Origin of the sequence: Natronococcus roseus (genome assembly GCF_043677095.1) — an archaeon.
Taxonomy (GTDB): Archaea; Halobacteriota; Halobacteria; order Halobacteriales; family Natrialbaceae; genus Natronococcus; species Natronococcus roseus.
On the sequence record NZ_JBHLJR010000007.1, the window covers coordinates 1 to 14,191 of the forward strand.

General features: G+C 61.0%; 15 protein-coding genes and 2 pseudogenes. 6 read left to right on the forward strand and 11 right to left on the reverse strand.

Features of this window, described 5'->3' with window-relative positions:
• Positions 1 to 123, forward strand: a pseudogene (locus ACFEMD_RS18435) (TrmB family transcriptional regulator); the annotation flags it as partial.
• Positions 124 to 172: 49 nt separating this feature from the next.
• On the opposite strand, the gene ACFEMD_RS18440 reads toward ACFEMD_RS18435, so the two are convergent.
• Positions 173 to 505 (reverse strand): winged helix-turn-helix domain-containing protein, encoded by a 333-nt coding sequence (locus ACFEMD_RS18440; protein ID WP_394742763.1) that lies wholly within the window; start codon positions 503 to 505, stop codon positions 173 to 175.
• 379 nt (positions 506 to 884) lie between these two features.
• On the opposite strand from ACFEMD_RS18440, the gene ACFEMD_RS18445 reads away from it, so the two are divergent.
• From ACFEMD_RS18445 to ACFEMD_RS22085, 3 genes are all read left to right on the forward strand, one after another.
• Positions 885 to 1,148 (forward strand): HalOD1 output domain-containing protein, encoded by a 264-nt coding sequence (locus ACFEMD_RS18445; protein ID WP_394742764.1) that lies wholly within the window; start codon positions 885 to 887, stop codon positions 1,146 to 1,148.
• Between the two features lie 490 nt (positions 1,149 to 1,638).
• Positions 1,639 to 2,295: a helix-turn-helix domain-containing protein gene (locus ACFEMD_RS18450; protein WP_394742765.1), complete on the forward strand. Its 657-nt coding sequence runs from the start codon at positions 1,639 to 1,641 to the stop codon at positions 2,293 to 2,295.
• Between the two features lie 69 nt (positions 2,296 to 2,364).
• On the forward strand, positions 2,365 to 2,724 hold the full coding sequence (locus tag ACFEMD_RS22085) for a DUF7344 domain-containing protein (protein ID WP_449560127.1): 360 nt from the start codon (positions 2,365 to 2,367) through the stop codon (positions 2,722 to 2,724).
• Positions 2,725 to 2,866: 142 nt separating this feature from the next.
• Here the strand turns inward: ACFEMD_RS22085 and ACFEMD_RS18455 are convergent, their stop codons facing one another.
• Complete coding sequence (locus tag ACFEMD_RS18455) at positions 2,867 to 3,271, reverse strand: hypothetical protein (protein WP_394742766.1); 405 nt, start codon at positions 3,269 to 3,271, stop codon at positions 2,867 to 2,869.
• 151 nt (positions 3,272 to 3,422) lie between these two features.
• Here ACFEMD_RS18455 and ACFEMD_RS18460 point away from each other — a divergent pair.
• Positions 3,423 to 3,613, forward strand: a pseudogene (locus ACFEMD_RS18460) (hypothetical protein); the annotation flags it as partial.
• A 267-nt stretch (positions 3,614 to 3,880) separates the two neighbouring features.
• On the opposite strand, the gene ACFEMD_RS18465 reads toward ACFEMD_RS18460, so the two are convergent.
• The 4 genes from ACFEMD_RS18465 to ACFEMD_RS18480 all read right to left on the reverse strand — a co-directional run bounded on the left by ACFEMD_RS18465 (position 3,881) and on the right by ACFEMD_RS18480 (position 8,151).
• Positions 3,881 to 5,212 carry a glutamate-5-semialdehyde dehydrogenase gene (locus tag ACFEMD_RS18465; RefSeq protein ID WP_394742767.1) on the reverse strand — a complete coding sequence of 444 codons (1,332 nt, stop codon included), beginning with the start codon at positions 5,210 to 5,212 and terminating at the stop codon, positions 3,881 to 3,883.
• Positions 5,209 to 6,072 carry a glutamate 5-kinase gene (gene proB / locus ACFEMD_RS18470; RefSeq protein WP_394742768.1) on the reverse strand — a complete coding sequence of 288 codons (864 nt, stop codon included), beginning with the start codon at positions 6,070 to 6,072 and terminating at the stop codon, positions 5,209 to 5,211. The genes ACFEMD_RS18465 and proB overlap by 4 nt, the downstream gene beginning before the upstream one ends.
• Positions 6,065 to 6,832 carry a pyrroline-5-carboxylate reductase gene (proC, locus tag ACFEMD_RS18475; protein ID WP_394742769.1) on the reverse strand — a complete coding sequence of 256 codons (768 nt, stop codon included), beginning with the start codon at positions 6,830 to 6,832 and terminating at the stop codon, positions 6,065 to 6,067. The genes proB and proC overlap by 8 nt, the downstream gene beginning before the upstream one ends.
• Before the next feature lie 392 nt (positions 6,833 to 7,224).
• Positions 7,225 to 8,151 (reverse strand): thiamine-phosphate synthase family protein, encoded by a 927-nt coding sequence (locus ACFEMD_RS18480; protein ID WP_394742770.1) that lies wholly within the window; start codon positions 8,149 to 8,151, stop codon positions 7,225 to 7,227.
• 340 nt (positions 8,152 to 8,491) lie between these two features.
• Between ACFEMD_RS18480 and thiC the strand changes: the two genes are divergently transcribed.
• Entirely contained in the window at positions 8,492 to 9,940 is a 1,449-nt protein-coding gene (thiC, locus tag ACFEMD_RS18485; protein WP_394742771.1) for a phosphomethylpyrimidine synthase ThiC, read from the forward strand.
• A gap of 479 nt (positions 9,941 to 10,419) precedes the next feature.
• On the opposite strand, the gene ACFEMD_RS18490 is transcribed toward thiC, so the two are convergent.
• The 5 genes from ACFEMD_RS18490 to cobJ form a co-directional block, all read right to left on the reverse strand.
• A complete protein-coding gene (locus ACFEMD_RS18490) occupies positions 10,420 to 10,791 on the reverse strand; it encodes a DUF3209 family protein (protein ID WP_394742772.1) in 372 nt (123 codons plus the stop codon).
• Between the two features lie 73 nt (positions 10,792 to 10,864).
• The gene (locus ACFEMD_RS18495) at positions 10,865 to 12,091 is read right to left on the reverse strand and encodes a CbiX/SirB N-terminal domain-containing protein (protein ID WP_394742773.1); all 1,227 of its coding nucleotides are present in this window, start codon (positions 12,089 to 12,091) and stop codon (positions 10,865 to 10,867) included.
• 58 nt (positions 12,092 to 12,149) lie between these two features.
• Positions 12,150 to 12,890 (reverse strand): cobalamin biosynthesis protein, encoded by a 741-nt coding sequence (locus ACFEMD_RS18500; RefSeq protein ID WP_394742774.1) that lies wholly within the window; start codon positions 12,888 to 12,890, stop codon positions 12,150 to 12,152.
• The gene (locus ACFEMD_RS18505) at positions 12,887 to 13,153 is read right to left on the reverse strand and encodes a ferredoxin (protein ID WP_394742775.1); all 267 of its coding nucleotides are present in this window, start codon (positions 13,151 to 13,153) and stop codon (positions 12,887 to 12,889) included. Before ACFEMD_RS18505 ends, ACFEMD_RS18500 begins: the two co-directional genes overlap by 4 nt.
• A gap of 15 nt (positions 13,154 to 13,168) precedes the next feature.
• Positions 13,169 to 14,191, reverse strand: coding sequence for a precorrin-3B C(17)-methyltransferase (gene cobJ, locus ACFEMD_RS18510; RefSeq protein WP_394742776.1), 1,023 nt, complete (start codon positions 14,189 to 14,191; stop codon positions 13,169 to 13,171).

The window sequence follows — 14,191 nt, forward strand, 5'->3', positions numbered from 1 at the left end:
AACGCGAGCGTCTCCGATCCGCGCTCGGAAACCGCTATCTGGGGCGAGGGTGAGGCGAACAGTCTCGTCGTGGTCCTGAAGGCAATTTTCACGTGGCGACTCAATACAATTGATTCGGACTAACGAAAAACGACGGTACACCGGCTGGTCAGGGAGGAAGAGGAACCGTCATTTAGGAATTCGTCTGCACTACTTGCTCCGGAAGTGAGTCTAGTACCGCCTCGATCTGCTCGTCAGGCTGGTACCGGACAATATCCGTTTCGGAATCGACTTCGATGATGCCGTGGTCGGCCAGCTTCGGCAAGTGTTTGTGGGCCAGTTGGATGGCAAGTTGGTCTCGGTCCAGACGGGTGTCGGTAGACGCTGAACTACTGCTCTGCAGTTGATCAATGAGGTCTTCGATCGTTGTCTTGCCATTGGACTCTTCCCGTAATCGGTAGACGATTCTTCGACGCTGTCTATCCGAGACGATTCGAAGACAGACGTCGAGATGCTTTTCTGCCATGTTTCAACCTACAACTGGAAGCTGCATTAAAGAGCGACATTTTCATGCTGATTATGTTTTTGATTAAGTGGGTGACCTAGTCTGCACCGGTTCATTCGAATCTTCGTGTAGGGGATCGCTGCTTTGGCATAGAAATATCCGGAAAGAACTCCCATTTATCGGGTGAAGCAGTAAGCTCTAACCGCCATTCTCTCGTAACCTCCTCAGGTGGAATGTCACACTGTCAGTCGAATATCTGCGTTTGTAGCAAACTCCGTAGTTCTCTATTCGTGATCGATTTTTGGGGAAATATCTGTTACAGACAGCTGATAGATTTGCCCGTTAGGATGTCTCCCACATTATAACAAGTACTGTATCAGCAACATGGAGTGTAAGTAGCATGGGCACCCTAGATAGCGGTGCAAACGCAGTTCACGGTCAATACGACTGGTCAACCAGCAGACCGAGTATTGCTGTCATCAACGCCATTGCGGCTCTTGAAAACGTTGAGCCGACTGACATTTCGGTGGCACTTCACAATCACATCGATCCCGAAGCACTTGATGCGCTTGTGGCTACCGACAGCCACATCACAATTTCGTTTACCCGTAACGAGTATCGAGCTTGGATTGATGGAGACAAGTTGGTTATCACCGACGACTGAATAGCGCGGTCAGTAAATATCTCCATGTAGCGGAATCCGGAGAATTCCTCCCTCTGATAAAACAGCGTAACCGTTATTCTCTTGTGATTCCCTATGTGATGTGTTATGTTGTCAGCTGAACGTCCGAGTTCTCCGCCGTTCTCTATCTGCCAGTCGAGATTTTGATGAACCGCCTGTTACGTATAAGTCAAGCAGGTAACGCTGCGGTGCGGTTCAAGCACGGCACCCGCGAGCGACCAACGGGAGCGAGCGGCCTTTTTAGCGTAGATTTTTGCGCCGAGCGGTTCCGAACGCAGTGAGGAATCCCGAGGCGGAAAAAGGTACGTGGGCAGTTCTACGTAGCACAGCTGTTGAATTGTGCCGACCAAATTAGCCGGTCCGTCGTTCCATACAGGAGACACACGTGTCGGCCAGGTCAGTACTTCGGGCAGTTCACCATAGAGAGTGTACTGACATCACCCCTTTCCCGGTAGAACGCATCGGTTCAGGTATGGCTACTGAGGCGACGTTCACGGTTCCGTCAGACCAGTTTCCCTTAGGGACAGTGTTCAATCAACTACCGAATGTGACGGTCGAGTTGGAGCGACTTATCCCCGCACAGGACGCGGTGGTACCCTACTTCTGGGTGCGGGGAACTGAAGTTGACGATATCGAGAGTGGGTTCAGCGAGCACCCGGGTGCGAAGGAGATCCGCCTTGTTGACTCCGTTGAGGACGAGTACCTGTTACGCGTCGAGTGGGCGGTGGATTACGACGACGTGCTAACCATACTGGCGGAGACAGAGGTTCCACTGATCGAAGCTACCGGTACTAACCAACAGTGGACGTTCGAGATTCGCGGTGATGATCGAAGTGATATCGCCGCCTTTCAACGACGGTGTCGAGAGCTGGGCATCCCGCTCACGTTGACGGAGTTGCACGCACTGACGCCGGTTGAGACGGCGACCGAAGCTACCCTCACTGACACCCAGCAAGAGGCGCTGGTGCTTGCCTACGAGCGTGGCTACTTCGAGTCCCCCCGCGAGGTTACGTTGGAAGCCCTCGGCGAGGAACTCGGTATCTCACAGCAGGCCGTCGGTTCCCGCCTCCGAGGAGGGATCAAGCACGTCCTTGGGAGCACGCTTTCCACCCACCCAGTCCGATCCTGATTAGGACTTAAAACAGGTTTGTACATGAAAAAGCCAGTGTGATGGCCGGCGATCGGCTCCATTCGTACCATGAGTGGGGATTCTATCGCTTTCGACTCGGTACTCGACCTGTGTCAAAACCAGCACCGTCGGATCGTACTGGGGATGCTCGCAGAAGAACAGCGGTCATTAACGCTCAACGACCTTACGAAGGGCGTCCTTAAGTACAATCATCAGACGCCACTTACAGAGGCGTCTAAGGACGTATTAGCGGAAATTCGCCTCTCGTTATATCATGGCCACCTCCCGAAATTGGCCTCGGAAGGACTCATAAACTATGATCCAGAGCGCCAACTCGTGGAACCGACCGAGCAATTAGATCTGATGCAGCCGACCCTGTCTACTATCCTTGATGCCGATTCCTCGCTCGAAACGCCGATTACACTGTAGTCTTGATCAACCGTTATCAATCCTTGTTCACCCAGATCGTTTCAATAAGAGAGTGAAGACGACGAACAATACGCAGGAGTAGTGTGCAGTAGCATCAACGGGGGAACGGCCCCTCAATCGTTTCAACTCCTGACGGTGCTGGTTAGTTTCCCTCGGATATCTTGGGATCATCACCTGTCTCCAAGCCCGTCGCCATCAGCCGCCGGGCAATGACGACCAAGCCATTGGTGAAACCCCTGCCGAACACTGCTCTTTCAGTTTCAGCCGCCTCCGAAGCAGCCTCGTACACCGTACTGACCAGAATCGTCTTCCGGTCGATCAGGATTAGTCGGCTGATCGTCGTGTCATCAGTGTTGTCTGTCGGAGTACTGCTCAGCCACTCCAGTTCGGAAACGAACACGTTAGCGTCGGGGAGTGCCTGCTGAACGGTATTACGGAGATGTTCAGAGATGGTCCCGATGACGACCGTGATGCCCGTTTCCTGGGTCGCTTGGAGGTGCACGACCAACTCCGCCGTGAGAACCTCTTCACGGCCTACGACGAACACGATCTCCTCTCCAGCCCCATCAATGAGTTGCTGGGTGCGAGTTGCGATCGCCGTCTGCCCCGTCAGCGCCCAGACCTCGTGTGACACTTCCTCGTCGTCATCTGCTGGTGCTGGATCTCCGCGAGTCCTTTCGTTTCCAGCACGCGAATCCAAAATTCGCATCGACCGCTTCCACAACTCGTGGGTGGGCGGTCGGGCGAGTGCACGCGACTGGTCGTTTTCATGCACTACTACAGTCGCCAGAGACCGCACCAAACTCTCGACGGAAAGACGCCGATCGAGGAGGTGCAGATCCAGACGGTGCCCCCGGACAACGATGACCGAACTGGGAGGTCATGCTGATGAGGTGCCCCGGCCAGAACGCCCGCGATGGGAAACTGATTTTGACGCAGGGATGTTCTGCGGCGAGTAGCCGCATTCACGGACGCTATTCCTTTCTGATCAAAGCCTGAAAGAGAGGAAAGAGCACCACGGTTTGACTGGAACGGAGTGTTACTTTACGCTCAGCGGAAGTTGGATCCCGAGAGTGACGATCGAGCGGTGGACAGCGTAATCAAGCGACGCAATTCCTCACCCGGCCTTAGGCAGGGGTTCTCTCGCTGTTTGAATTCACTCTCCAGCGAGTCGACCAGGCGTCCACTCGCCGTCGAACTCCTCGTGTCGGTACGGTTTCGCGTCCTCGCCCGCGTACGTGGCGACGAGGTGGCCGTCACCTTCGAGGTGGTACTTGTAGGTCGTCAACCCCTCGAGGCCGACGGGACCGCGGGCGTGGATCTTGCCCGTGGAGATACCGACCTCGGCACCGAGGCCGTACCGGTAGCCGTCGGCGAACCGAGTCGAGGCGTTGTGAAAGACGCTCGCGGAGTCGAGGCTGCGCATGAACGTCTCCGCGCGATCGGCGTCCTCGGTGACGATCGATTCGGTGTGCTTCGAGCCGTGGCTCGTGATGTGACTGCACGCGGTCTCGAGCGAGTCGACCACCCGGGCGGAGACGATCAGGTCGCCGTACTCGGTGTCCCAGTCGGCGTCGGTCGCGGCCTCGACGTCGACGAACTCGCGGGTAGCTTCGTCGCCCCGAACTTCGACGTCGGCGGCCTCGTAGCGATCGACGATCGCCGGAAGAAACGCTTCGGCAACATCCTCGTGGACCAACAGCGTCTCGACGGCGTTACAGACGGCAGGATACTGTACTTTCGCGTCGTAGGCGATGTCTTCGGCCATTTCGAGGTTGGCGTCGGCATCGACGTAGACGTGACAGACCCCTTCCGTATGGCCGAGAACGGGGATACTCGTGTTGTCCTGGATATAGCTGACGAACGAGGAGCTGCCACGGGGCATCAGGAGGTCGACTGCGTTGTCCATTTCGAGCAGGGTATCGACGTCCTCCCGGGCTTCGATCTGCTGGGCCCAACCGTCGGGAACGTCCGCCGTGGCGTCGGTGATGATCTCGAACAGCGCCCTGTTCGAGTGTAGCGCCTCGCTGCCGCCTTTCAGAATCACCGCGTTGCCGGATTTGAGTCCGAGCGCAGCGATCTGGACGAGCGCGTCGGGGCGGGATTCGAAGACGGCGCCGACGACGCCGATCGGCACGGCAACCTTGTACAGCTCGAGTCCCTCGTCGAGTCGGCGCGCCTCGAGGGTTTTCTCGAGGGGATCGTCCTGGTCGGCGACGCTGCGGACCATCTCGGCGATGCTCTCGACTTTCGACACCGAGAGGGTGAGTCGGTCGACGAACGCCCGGGTGTACTCGCCGTCGGCGAGAAGCTCCTCTGCGGCCTCGACGTCGCGCTCGTTCGCCGCGAGAATCTCGTCGGTTCGCGCCTCGAGCGCGTCGGCGACGTCCAGCAGGGCAGTGCGTCGCTGCTCGTCGGATAGCTGTGCCAGCTGTAGGGCTGCGGTCTGTGCTGTCTCGACCTTCCGTTCGGTTTCAGTGTTCGTCATAGCTTGGACGGGGTCTCGGTTCGGTTGTCGGTTACGCCGTTGATGGGGACGAATATGGTCCCCACGGATTTGGCGGTGGCGATCTTCTCCAGGACGTTCGGTTCGGTCGACTTCGCGATTATCGCGGGGACGCCGTACTCGCTGACGTCGCGGGCGCCCGCAACTTTCGTCTCGATCCCGCCGAAGCCGACGCCCTCGCCGGTGCCGCCGGCGACGATCTCTTCGACCGAATCGTAGTTTTCCCCGACCGCCTCGATTAGCTCCGCGTCGTCGTCGGTCTTCGGGTTACCCGTGTAGACGCCGCCCACGTCGGTCAGCGTTACCAGCAGGTCCGCCTCGACGCCGATTGCAGTCGAGGTCGAGAGCATGTCGTTGTCGCCGATTCGGATCTCGGCGGTCGCGACCGCGTCGTTCTCGTTGATGATTGGCACCACGTCCCACTCGAGCAGCGTCTCGACGGTGTTGCGGAAGTTCGTAAAGCGCTCGGGGTTCTCGAGGTCGTGCTGAGTGAGCAACAGCTGGGCTACCTTCCGGTCGTAGCGAGCGAAGCTCTCGGTGTAGCGGTGCATGAGATGGCTCTGGCCGACCGTCGACAGCGCCTGGGACTCCTCGACGGTCCCGGTAGGCTGGTCGATCCGGCCGGTGCCGGCGCCGATCGCTCCGGAGGAAACGAGGATGACCCCCTTGTCCCGCTCGAGCAAGGCCTCGAGATCGTCGACGAGCTTGTCGAGTTTCTCCATGTCCAGGTTCGACTCCTCGTCGGTGAGGGAGTTGGTCCCGGCTTTGACGACAACGCGGTCGGCGTCGGCTCCGAGTTGTCTCGCCGCGGTCACCTCGGCATCGGGGACCGGCTCAACCATCGGTAGCCAGCTCCGCAGAGCGTTCTTCGGCTGCCTGGACGGCCCCAGCGACCGCCTCATCGGCGACGCTGTCCCGGAGCACCTCCATCCCCTCGATAGTCGTTCCCTTCGGAGAGCAGACAGCGTCGATCAGCCCGTCGAGTTCACCGTCCGAACGAAGGACGGTTTCGGCGGCTCCCTTGAACGTCTGGGCGGCTAACACCCGAGCGTCTTCGGGGTCGAGACCGCCCGCCACGCCGGCGTTAGTCATCGCCTGAATCAGGTAGAAGACGAATGCAGGGCCGCTGCCGTTGACCGCGGTCGCGACGTCCATCTGCGCCTCCTCGACCTCGACGTACTCGCCGACGTCGTCGAGCAGTATCCTGACGTCGTCGGGGATCTCCTCCCCGGTGACCGCCGCCGCCATGTTTCTCGTTCTGGCCGCCAAGTTCGGCATGAGCCGGACCACGTTCGCATCGGTTCGGGCTTCGAGAAAGTCGGTCGGCACGCCCGCGGCGATCGACACCAGCGTCTGTTCGGGCGAGAGATCGAGCTCCTCGAGTACCGCTCCGACGATGTCGGGTTTGACGGCGACGACGATTACGTCGGCGTCGGCCGCCTCGGCGGTCTCCGCAGTAGTCCGTGTCGCGTACTCGGCGACCGCCTCCAGCGCGTCGGGGTCGAGGTCGCACGCGATTACCGTGTGACCGCCGGCGCTCGAGAGCCCCTCGATCAGGGCTCCACCCATGTTGCCACAGCCAATAACGCTCGTCCGTACCATCGTTGTCCATCCGAAGGACCGAGATAACCATACAAACTTTGGTATCCGTCGGACGTCAGCCGCTGGTGACGAAAATCGTCCTCCCGACGGTCGGCCAGTAACTGGCGGCCAAATTCGACTTCCAGCCTTCCACGTGGCGAATCTCGTAGGCGAGACTCGAAGGTCGAGGAGACAGAGAAGATTGCCAGCTCTCTCCAGAAGAGAAGGGTCTGCGGGGGCGCGGAAAGTTACCAGTTTCCTCACGTCCGGGATCGGAGCAGTACGTTGATCCGAGGACTCGCTCGGTACCGTACCGTCCGGCCACCGAGTTCGTCGCGGTGACGACATCGGGTCCGATACTGTCCACCGATTCGATCAGTCGCTCCGATCAAGAGAGATGCGTACGAACCCAATCAGGGCTCAGTTTCAGCGGTGACGAGATCGGCGACGACGTCGACGACCGATACGGCGCTTTCGCCGAGCACGTACGTGATCGGTTCGATTCCGAACGCCCCCTCGTGGTAGACGATGCGAGGAACGGTCGCACGCGTCTCGAACGCCGACCGGAGCCGTTCGGTTCGGTCCTCGTAGTCCGCATCGAACGCGAACGTCTCGAATCCTCGTTCGCGAGCAGCCTCCAGCAGCCGCTCGTCCGTCCGCAGGTTACACGCCGCCAGAACCGTCGGGTCCACCTCGTTAGCTGCAAGGATCATCCGCGAAACGTGTTCTGAAACGCCGAACTCCGGGTTTCCAGGAACCTCGATTCGGCCACGAACGGAATGGATTCGTCCCGGAATTGCAGCGACGTCGGCGGGACCGACCGGGTTGGGACGTGCCATCCCGAGGTTGGTTCCGGCGTTCGGGACGAACGCACCGATCGAATCGGACGTCCGAAGCATGCGAGTCGCCCGACGGACGTTCGCGAGCGTCTCTCGGTCGGCCGCGACGGCGTCGTCTGCCCCCCGTACGCAGATATCACAGCCCAGTCCCTCGAGTGCGGGCATCTCCGCTTCGTGAATCGCGCAGATCGGTCCCCTGTCTTCGAAGCTTCGGATCAACTCGATGATCTCCGTCATCGCTTCGTACTCGTCGAGATCGTCCGAATCGAAGCCCGCAACGAGTCGATCGACGGTTTCTCCAAATCGCGGGTCGTCGGTGAGACGTTCGTCTACGGTCCCCTTGCCGCTCGCGTATCCGCTCACTGCAGCCTGTGTCACGCCGAGTTGCTCGGCGACAGCTCGCTGCGTCCACCCGCGCTCGAGCAGCGCCGTCGCGAGCTCGGTCCGGAGTGTCGGTAACACCCGCTCGGTAACGATCTCCTGTGGCAACACCAGTCCCATAGCTACCGTTCCCAGCGGTCAACCATAAACGTCAGCCGGATCGATGGCGGCACCGACGAGCTTCTCGAGGATCACGGAAACGCCGACGTACGCGGACGAAGCAGCAGACGGAAACTCCTATTGCAGGTTCTCCGCCGAGAACGACCTGTTCGAACCAGCGCTCGAGTCGCTAACGTGTCTATGATTCCGTTCACTCACACCGACTGCTCGTGAGATCTCAGTCCGCGGATTCGGATATCCCCTCACCGTTCCAACTGAACGGTCTACCGTATCGCTACGTTATCGTCTGCAGATCTACTGTCCACAACTTATATTAATAGGTGGTATAACTAGGTAATCGATGCCTGAGACACAACTCCAGCGGGCCCGTGCGGGAGAGATTACTGCCGCTATGGAACGAGTCGCCGAACGAGAAAACCGCAGGCCAGAGACAGTGAGAAAACAGGTCGCTACCGGCCAGGCAGTCATCCCGGCCAATCACGGTCACGACTCCCTCGACCCGATGATTATCGGGCAAGAGTTCTCGACGAAGGTCAACGCGAATATCGGCAACAGCGACACAACGAGTGATATCAAAGGCGAACTGCAAAAGCTCCATACAGCCGTTCACTACGGTGCAGACACTGTCATGGACCTTTCTACCGGAGAAAACCTCGATCAGATCCGAACGACAAATATCGAACACTCGCCCGTTCCAGTCGGAACGGTTCCAATCTACGAGGCAGTCAAGCGTGCCGAGAGTCCCGCTGACATTACTCACGAGCTGTTACTCGAGATCGTCGAGAAGCAGGCAACGCAGGGGGTCGATTACATGACGATCCACGCGGGCGTGTTGATGGAGCATCTGCCGCTAACTGACGACCGCAAGACCGGTATCGTTTCGAGAGGTGGCTCTATTCTAGCTCAATGGATCGAAGAGAACGGAATGCAGAATCCCCTCTACGCTAAGTTCGAGGAGATCTGCAGTATCTTCGCAGAGCACGATGTGACGTTTTCGCTGGGCGATGGCCTTCGACCAGGCTGTCTAGCGGACGCAAGCGATGAAGCCCAGTTCGCCGAACTCGAAACGCTCGGCGAACTCACACGGACGGCATGGGACCGAGGCGTGCAGGTGATGGTCGAAGGACCGGGCCACGTTCCACTGGATCAGATCGCAGACAACGTCGAACGACAGCAGGAGGTCTGTGACGGGGCTCCGTTCTACGTCCTCGGACCGCTGGTCACTGACGTCGCACCGGGATACGATCACATCACAAGCGCGATCGGCGCGACCGAAGCTGCTCGAGCCGGAGCTGCAATGCTGTGTTACGTCACGCCGAAAGAGCACCTGGGCCTCCCGGATAAAGAAGACGTTCGAGAGGGACTCGCAGCGTATCGAATTGCCGCCCACGCTGCGGACGTTGCAAGCGATCTCCCCGGAGCACGCGATTGGGATGACGCACTCTCGGAAGCGCGCTACGAGTTCGACTGGCAGCGACAGTTCGATCTCGCGCTCGATCCCGAACGCGCGCAAGCCTTCCACGATCAGACGCTCCCGGGAGACAACTACAAAGACGCTCGGTTTTGCTCGATGTGTGGCGTCGAGTTCTGCTCGATGCGAATCGATCAGGATGCGCGAAACACCGACGGTGAAATGACCACGATCGACGACGAAACCGATCTCGATTCGTCTCCCGCGGCGGACGTGAACGTTCCCCCAGTCGGGGTCCACGATACCGGTCGTCTCCCGGACGAAATCGAAATCGACGGAGTAACGTTCACACCGGAGAAGCCTCACGCGGACGATTAGCGTCTCGATGGCGACGCCAGCAGTGGTCGCTGACCGTATCCCCGAACTGCAGTATCTCCTTCCTTTTGGATGGATGACTAACCCGCTTCCCCAGCGACTGCAACGCAGAGCCTGCAGTCCGAGGATCTCTTGACAACTCTGGACCTGTGTCCTCGAGTCCACGAGCACGCTACTGTACCGTACCGGTTCCAGGGATCCACTTTGCAGCTGCCTTCCGGTGGATCTGCTTAGCGGGTATATCTTAGATAAGAATCTTAGCAAAGATAGATTTCTAAGATTATTTCTCGGATAGCATACAGCGACTCGAGACGACAGGGCTTCCCCAGCAGTAACAACACCACGTTCGCCGGCGCGATCCAGCAGCTGTACTCGCAGCGAAAGGAGCGTCGGAAACGCCCGGTTCGTGCAGATGGGTTCGTCCCCCGAGCGCGTCTACAGTCGCCGGCTCCCGAGCCGGTTCGGTCGTTCGGCGGGCGCGTTCAGCCTTCGGTCGGGAACGTCTCGTGGAGCAGATCGTGTGCGTCGCCGAGACCGTCGACGACGCTCTCGCCCTGGACTCGTAGCCGACGAACGGCGCGCTCGGCATCGCGAACGGCCAGCAGCCGACCCCGGGTGTAATCGTACTCCGGGTCGTCGGCGTCCATCGACGCGACGGTCTCCTCGAGATCGACGAGCGCGGCGTCGAGGTGGCGTTCGATCTCCGCGAGACTCTCCGCATCGGCGAGTCCCTCGATGGGTCCCTCGAGGTGGCCCTCGAGTTCCTTCTCCGCGTGGTCGCGGGCGTGCTCGTCCTCGACGCCGAGGACGGTCATCAGTCCGAGTCGAAGCGCTTCGATTTCGTAGCAGCTCATATGTGGTCGGTGTGTAGTGGTTCGGCGGTTCCGTTGGTTCGAGTGCGGTTCGGTACCGAGTTCGAGAGGTGTTCTACAGGGTCTGGTCGACGAGATCGCTGACGAGACGCCCTCGTTCCAGATGGTCGGACACGATCCGATCGGCGTCTTCGGCCGCGACGTCGCCGTACCAGATCCCGTCGGGGTAGACCGCGACCATCGGCCCGTCGCCACAGCGACCCAGACACGACGAGCGGGTGATGCGAACGTCACAGTGCTCGGCGTCGCGAGCCTCCTGACGGATGCGTTCGAGCACCGCGGACGACCCCATGTCGGCACAGGTCCGGTTCGTACAGACCGTGACGTGCTTTTCCGGGGCGTCGTGGCTGTGGGGTTCGTCGTCGACGTCGTCCCGATCGGCGTGTGCCTCCTGGTGGGCAAGCGCGCGCAGCATGGCTCGCGCGCCGCCGACGTCCTCCTCGTAGCCCTCGAGATCGACCTTGTACTTGCACGTATCACAGGACATCTCGACGCTCTCCGTCCTGGCCTCCTGCCAGCGATCAGCGAGGACGTCGAGCAGCCGGGAGTCCGTCCCGAGGGGATCGCCAGCGAGCGCGTCGACGTACGGGTACTGGTCGTCGAACTCGCTCGTCCAGTCCCGAACGCGCTGCGTGAGAACGCCGTCTCCGAGCATGTACGGCAGGACGACGACCGCGTCCGGGCGGTGCTTCGAGAGCCCGTGCAGCGTGTCCTCGAGCGTGGGCTCGGTGACGCCGACGAACGTTGCTTCGGCGCGGTCGAACGCCCGCCCCTCGTACAGCAGCCGGGCGAGCTTGTGGACGTCGCCGTTCGCATCGGGGTCGCTCGAGCCCCGTCCGCAGAGGACGACGGCGACGTCGTCCGTCGTCCGGTCGACGCCCAGCTCGGCCTCGACCGCGCGAGCCCGGTCGTCGAGCAGGTCGAGTATCGCCGGATGGATCCCCAGGTGTGCCCCGTTGTCGATCTCGACGTCGTGTGCCGCTCGCGCTCGCTCGATCGCCAGCGGCACGTCGTTTTTGACGTGGCTCGCGGCGAACAGCGAGCAGTGGACGACCGTCACCCGCGACACGAGCGTCGCGAGTTCCGCGAACGCCTCGTCGATCGCCGGTGCCGCGAGTTCGAGGAACGCGGCGTCGACCGGGAGCCCGAGCTGCGACTCGAGGTCGGCGGCCAGCTCTCGCACCTGCTGGTTCGATTTCTCCCGGCGGGAGCCGTGACCGATCAGCAGGACCGCCTCGTCGTCGAACGCCGCCGCGGGCGCAGTGTCGTCTGGCGTACTCATCTTGGTCTCGTAGGTGGTCTTTCGTCGGTGATGGTCATGATCGGATCTCGATCGTCGGTTACGGCTCGTCGTACGCCTCGGCCTGCTCGAGGCTTCGCTCGAGCTTTCGACGACGGCTGGGCCCGTAGACTCCGGTCGCCTCGCAGTCCTCGTAGAGCCACGTTCCGAACGCAGGTGCGTCGTCATCGTCGATCCCGAACCAGTAGCCGCCCGAGGAGGTCTCCGAGAGATCGTCGACGGACGCCTCGACCGAACACGTCCTGATCAGCTCGCGAGTCAACTCGAGCAGATCGCGGTCGTCGTGGACGAACGAGATACCGACGGTGCCGCTCTTCGACTTGAAACAGATCGTCCCGCAGCCCTCAAGCAGTCCTCGAAGCAGCTCGCGGTCGTGGCTCGAGAACGCCCCAAAGCGGTAGTTCCCGCGGCCGTCGACGGGGAGACTAAGCGCGTTGCTGCGGCCGAGCAATCCCCTGGTACCGTCCTGGTGGCCCTCGCCGCTCTCTTCCTCGTCGTCCCCGATCGAGAGCGTGTACTCGTCCTCGGTTCGGGTGATCGACGCGTCGTGGGCGTACTCGCGGCTCGTCGTCTCGTACTCGAGGTCGCCGCCGGCGACGGCTGCGAGCACCCGTGCGGAGCGCTCGTCGTTGGTGACGACCTCGATACCGCTATCAACGACGTCACCGCTCCCGGCGACGTGCCCCCAGAAGTACGCGCTCGAGGGATGGCCCGCCAGCGGATCCGCGGGGACTTCGATCTCGAGGGGGTCCGTATCGTCGGGAGTTACGGACTCGCTCATCCGTCCACCTCCTCGACGACGATGGCGTCGGTCGGGCAGGCCGCAGCCGCCTGCTTCGCCTCGTCGATGCGGTCGTCGTCGAACGTCGCGACGACCTGCTGTTCGGTATCCATAACCTCGCCCTCGCAGTCGTAGATCGGATCCGCGTCGGGGTCGACCGTTGCGAGGCCATCCTCGCCCTCGACGAAGCGCGGATCGCGGGTCAGGCAGGCGAAGATGCCGTCGCAGGCGTCCTTCTCGATGGTGATTTCGTAGCGTGGCATTGGTTTGTTTCGTCGTTAGTAGTCGTACTTCGTCTCGTAGCCCCGCGGCGTCACCATCCGATCGTCCCAGACGTAGCTGTCCTCGGTGCCGACGAGGATCGTGGTCGTCATGTCGATAATCTCACTCTCGCCGAGGTCCTCGAGCTCGCCGAGTTCGGTGATCAGCACCTGCTCGTCCTCGCGGCCCGCGCCGTGGACGATGCCGACGGGCGTCTCGGGGTCCCGATGCGCGAGCAGGATCTCGCAGCACTTCTCGAAGTTCTCCCGGCGCTTGCGGCTCCAGGGGTTGTAGATCGTGATCGTGAAGTTCTCGCTCGCCACGGCGTGCAGCCGGGACTCGATTTCGGGCATCGGCACGAGGTGGTCCGACAGCGACACCGAGACGGTGTCGTTCACCAGCGGGGCGCCCAGCCGGGCCGCACAGGACTGGGCCGCCGGAACGCCCGGAACGACGTCGAACTCGACCATCGACGCCGTCGCGCCCTTAGATTCGAGGATCTCGAGTGCGAGCCCCGCGAGCGCGTAGACGTTCGGGTCGCCGCTGCCGACGATGGCGACGTCGTTGCCCGCCAGCGTGCGGTCGATCGACTCCTCGGTTCGCGAGACCTCGCCGCACATCGGCGTGTCGTAGATCTCGTCGGCCTGCTCGGTGATCTCGTCGGGAATAAGTTCGATGTAGGTCGTGTAGCCGACGATGTGGTCGGCCTCGAGCAGCGCCGTCTTCGCTCGTTCGGTCATTCCCTCGGCGTGGCCGGGACCCAGTCCGACGGCGGTTAGCTGACCGGGATCGGCGTCGAAGTCCGCGACGGTGGCGCCGACCTCCTGTTCGTGAGATTCGTCCTCCGAGCTCGAGGCGCCACACTTGCTCCCCGAGGACGAAGAGCTACTCGAGGCCCCGCAGTTCGAACTCGAGTCGTCGGTGGTGCTCGAGGCGCCACACGTGCTCGAGGATGACTCCGCCGTCGTCTCGGTCGTACTCGTCGAGCCGCAGTTCGAAGTCGATTCGTCGTCCGTCTCGGCGTTCGTATCCGTGCTCAT